The sequence below is a fragment of the Bradyrhizobium sp. genome (assembly GCF_052389815.1).
In the GTDB taxonomy this organism is placed as follows: Bacteria; Pseudomonadota; Alphaproteobacteria; order Rhizobiales; family Xanthobacteraceae; genus Bradyrhizobium.
Window position 1 is genome coordinate 1 of sequence record NZ_JBQTHN010000170.1, and the last position, 4090, is coordinate 4090.

General features: G+C 64.6%; 5 protein-coding genes. All 5 read right to left on the minus strand.

All coding sequences use genetic code 11. From position 1 onward, the window contains the following. A partial coding sequence (locus ACT4OC_RS25230; protein ID WP_444841763.1) for a phytoene/squalene synthase family protein occupies positions 1-365 on the minus strand: 365 nt, incomplete at its 3' end. A gap of 1 nt (position 366) precedes the next feature. Beyond that, on the minus strand, positions 367-762 hold the full coding sequence (locus ACT4OC_RS25235; protein ID WP_444841764.1) for an Mth938-like domain-containing protein: 396 nt from the start codon (positions 760-762) through the stop codon (positions 367-369). Between the two features lie 65 nt (positions 763-827). Beyond that, complete coding sequence (gene secF, locus ACT4OC_RS25240; RefSeq protein WP_444841765.1) at positions 828-1883, minus strand: protein translocase subunit SecF; 1056 nt, start codon at positions 1881-1883, stop codon at positions 828-830. A gap of 9 nt (positions 1884-1892) precedes the next feature. Further along, positions 1893-3488, minus strand: coding sequence for a protein translocase subunit SecD (secD, locus tag ACT4OC_RS25245; RefSeq protein WP_444841766.1), 1596 nt, complete (start codon positions 3486-3488; stop codon positions 1893-1895). A gap of 39 nt (positions 3489-3527) precedes the next feature. After that, on the minus strand, positions 3528-3887 hold the full coding sequence (gene yajC / locus ACT4OC_RS25250; protein ID WP_444841767.1) for a preprotein translocase subunit YajC: 360 nt from the start codon (positions 3885-3887) through the stop codon (positions 3528-3530). Positions 3888-4090: the final 203 nt, after the last annotated feature.

Genomic DNA, 4090 nt, shown 5'->3' on the forward strand with positions numbered 1-4090 from the left:
AGCGACGGCATCGGGTCGTTGTAGAGGTCGAACTCGTGCTCGACGATGAGCCGCGTCAGCCGCTCGACCGGCAGGCGCCAGGTGCGGATCGTCCACAGCAGCTCGGCCGCGACCGGATTGCCCTCGACCCCGCCATGGTCATGGCCGGCCAGCAGGTCCGTCCACCATTGCAGCCGCATCTCGCCCGGCAGCGGCTGGCTCACCTGGCCGCGTACGCGCGTGATCTCGACATTGAAGGCGTAGATCGCCAGCATCGGCCGGCGGTGCACACCAGGCAGAAACAGCGTCGCGGCGTAGCGCGGAAAGTCATGGGTACGCACGAGATCGGCGCAGTAGGCGGCGGCGTCCCTGACTTCGCCGGCCATCTCAGGGCACCGCGATCAGCGCGGCCGCGACGCGGCGCCGCTCACCCAGCATAATGTTGTAGGTGCGGATCGCAGGCCCGGTCTGCATCGCATCCAGCACGATCCGCACGGCGCGCAACTCCTCCCGCAAGCCGCGCGGCGGCACCCATACTTCCGTGCCGGACCCGACGATCAGCGTGTCGATGCTGTTGGCGGCCTCGAACACCTTTTTCAGGGAGTGGCGGTCGATTTGCCCGGGCCCTACGACCTCCCAGGCCCAGATCGAATCCGGCAGGCAGAGCAGCGATCCCCGATGCGACATGTCGGCAAAGGCAAAGCCGCCCTTGCCATACGCATCGATCGGCGCCGACCTCGGGAAGTGCAGGCCATCCGAGGTGCTGGTTTTTTGGTTGGGCATGATCTTGTCCGAAAACCGGTATCCACTTTGCGCTTCGCGGCCCTCCGGGTCGGGATCATGCCCCGCTACTTCTTCGCGGACGCGCCCGCCATTGCCGGCTTGCCCGCCTTCGTGGCCGGCTCCGGCGCATCCGGCGCATCGGCGCGGTGGAGGCCGACGCCGAGATAGATCAGGATGGGCGCTGCGATGAAGATCGAGGTGTAGGTGCCGACCAGCACGACGCCGAACATCATCACCGCGGTGAAGCTGTGGATCGCGTGGCCACCGAACACCAGCAGCGCAAGGAGCGCTAGCGTCACGGTGACGTGGGTGATGATCGAGCGCGACAGCGTCGAATTAATGGACTCATTGAGAAGCTGCGGCATCGGCATCTTCTTGTAGCGCCGCAGCATTTCGCGGATACGGTCGTAGATGACGACGGTATCGTTGAGCGAATAGCCGAGAATCGTGAGCAGCGCGGCGATGCTGGTGAGGTCGAAATCGACTTGCGAGATCGACATGAAGCCGATGGTCAGCACAATGTCGTGAACGTTGGCGATCATGGCGCCGAGCGCGAACTGCCATTCGAAGCGGAACCAGAGATAGATCAGGATGCCGACGATCGCGAGCATCAGGCCGAGCATGCCGTAGGCCAGAAGCTCGCCGGAAACGCGCGGTCCCACCACCTCGACGCGGCGATATTCGACGGTGTCGCCCAGCGCGCCGCGGATCTTGTCGACGGCCACCTGCTGCGCCTTGTCGCCGCCCGGCTGCTCCGCGACGCGAAGCAGCACGTCGGCAGGGCCGCCGAATTGCTGCAACTGGACTTCGCCGAGCCCGAGATTGCCGAGGGTGGCGCGCATCTGCGCAATGTCGGCGGTGCCGGACTTCGACCGCACCTCCATCAGGGTGCCGCCCTTGAAGTCGATGCCGAAGTTCAGGCCATGGGTGAAGAACAGCACGATCGCCACGATCGACAGCGTCGCCGAGATCGGGAACGAGATGCGGCGGAACTGCGTGAAATCGAAATGCGTGTCGTCCGGCACGATGCGCAGCGACGGCAACAGGCCGAAGATGCTGACCACGGTCAGCACGAGGATCAGGACGCCGAGAGCAACGAGAACGAATTGGGTAGTGGTCACTGCCGGCCCCTAGATCGGCACGGTCTTCGGCCGCTTCCAATGCACCCACCACGCCACGATCAGGCGGGTCAAAGTGAAGGCGGTGAACACCGTGGTGATGATGCCGATGCCGAGCGTCACGGCGAAGCCGCGCACCGGGCCGGTGCCGATATAGAACAGCACCGCAGCGGCGATGAAGGTGGTGATATTGGAGTCGAGGATGGTGGCAAGCGCCCGGGTGAAGCCGGCGTCGATCGCCGAGATCGGGGTGCGCCCGTGTCGCAATTCCTCGCGGATGCGCTCATAGATCAGCACGTTGGAGTCGACCGCGATGCCGACCGTCAGCACGATGCCGGCGATGCCCGGCAAGGTGAGCGTGGCGTTGAGCAACGACAAGACGCCGAAGATCATGGCGACGTTGATAACCACCGCAATGTTGGCGAACACGCCGAACAGGCGATAGGTCACCAGCATGAACACGACCACCAGGATGGAGCCGACATAGGCGGCAAGCTCACCCTTCTCGATAGAGTCCTGCCCCAGGCCGGGACCGACGGTACGCTCTTCCACCACCGTAAGCGGCGCCGGTAGCGCGCCGGCGCGCAGCAGGATCGCGAGATCGTTGGCGGATTGCACGGTGAAATTGCCGGAAATCTGGCCCTGCCCGCCCGTGATGGGCTCGCGGATCACGGGCGCGGAGATCACCTTGTTGTCGAGCACGATGGCAAAGGGCAGTCCGACGTTCTCGGTGGTAGCCTGCGCAAATTTGCGCGAACCGGCCGTGTTGAACTTGAAGGAGACGATCGGCTCGCCCGACCGTTGGTCGAAGCCCGGCTGCGCGTCCGTGAGATCGCCGCCGGACACCAGCACCTGTTTCTTGACGACGACGGGTGCCTCGGTCCTGGTGGCGCTCTGCAGCAATTCGGAATCCCTGCCCGCCTGCGCCTGGTCCGGCGACACGTTGGTGTCGACCATACGGAATTCCATCTTGGCAGTCCTGCCGAGAAGTTCCTTCAGGCGCGTTGGATCCTGCAGGCCGGGCACCTGCACCAGGATGCGGTCGACGCCCTGACGCTGGATGATCGGCTCGACGGTGCCGAGCTCGTTGACGCGGCGTTCGACGATCTGGATCGACTGCTCGATGGTCTTGCGCATGCGGTCGAGCATTGCCGGCTGCGTCACGGTAATGCGGATCAAGCCGCCGCCGGCATCCGTCACTTCGAGATCGCGCTGGCCGCTACCGCCCATCAGGCCACCGAGCGGCTGCGACATGTCGCGCAGCTTGGAGAGCGCGGCCGGCACGTCGGCTTCCTTGGTGATGCGGGCCTCGACGGCGTCGCCCCGCACGGTGACGCCGCCCGTAAAGCCGATCCTGGCGTCGCGTAGCACCTTGCGTGCGTCGTCACGGACCGCATCGAGACGGTCCTTCCTGACCGAGTTGGCGTCGACTTCGAGCAGAAGGTAGGAACCGCCCTGCAGGTCGAGCCCAAGCACCAGCCGCCGCTGCGCCCAGCCCGGCCAGGTCCTGACGGTAGCCTCAGGGAAGAAATTGGGAACGGCGCACAGGCACACGACCAGCGCCGTGAGGATGGTCGCCAGCGCCTTCCACCGCGTGAAATACAGCATCGGGTTGACCCGTCAGAGAACGAAAGAGCGGCGCGAAGTTCAGCTCGAAGCCGCTTCGTCCTTGGCTTCGGACTTTTCCTTGGCCGGCTCGCCCTTGGCGCGCACGCCCGAGATCATCTGGCGCATCTGGCGCACCCGCACGCCGTCGGAAATCTCGAACTCGATCTGGTCGTCGTCGACCACCTTGGTCACCTTGCCGACCAGACCGCCTGATGTCACGACGGTATCGCCGCGGCGGATGTTCTTCACCAGCTCCTGGTGGTCCTTCACCTTCTTCTGCTGCGGGCGCAGGATCAGGAAGTACATGATCACGAAGATCAGCGCGAACGGCAGCAGCGACATCAGCATGCTGTTGGCGTCGCCGCCTGCAGCTTGGGCATACGCCGGGGTGATCAGCATTCGGGTAAATCCTTAACGGCTTAGACGGGAATGGACCGGCAACGCGCCAGCGCCTGCCCGATCCGGGGCAAATTCGCGCGGACTATAGCGGCCGCGGTCCCAATTGCAACGCTGGGACGCCCTTTCATTTAGGCCGCTTGCGGCAGCCGCCAAGGCCCGATAAGGCTGCGCTATCAGGAACTTGAGCGATGGCCAAAAAATCC

Bases quoted from the DNA above. Each gene is read 5' to 3' on its own strand.
- ACT4OC_RS25235 (WP_444841764.1), bottom strand. From the start codon at position 762: ATGCCCAACCAAAAAACCAGCACCTCGGATGGCCTGCACTTCCCGAGG.
- yajC (WP_444841767.1), bottom strand. From the start codon at position 3,887: ATGCTGATCACCCCGGCGTATGCCCAAGCTGCAGGCGGCGACGCCAAC.
- secD (WP_444841766.1), bottom strand. From the start codon at position 3,488: ATGCTGTATTTCACGCGGTGGAAGGCGCTGGCGACCATCCTCACGGCG.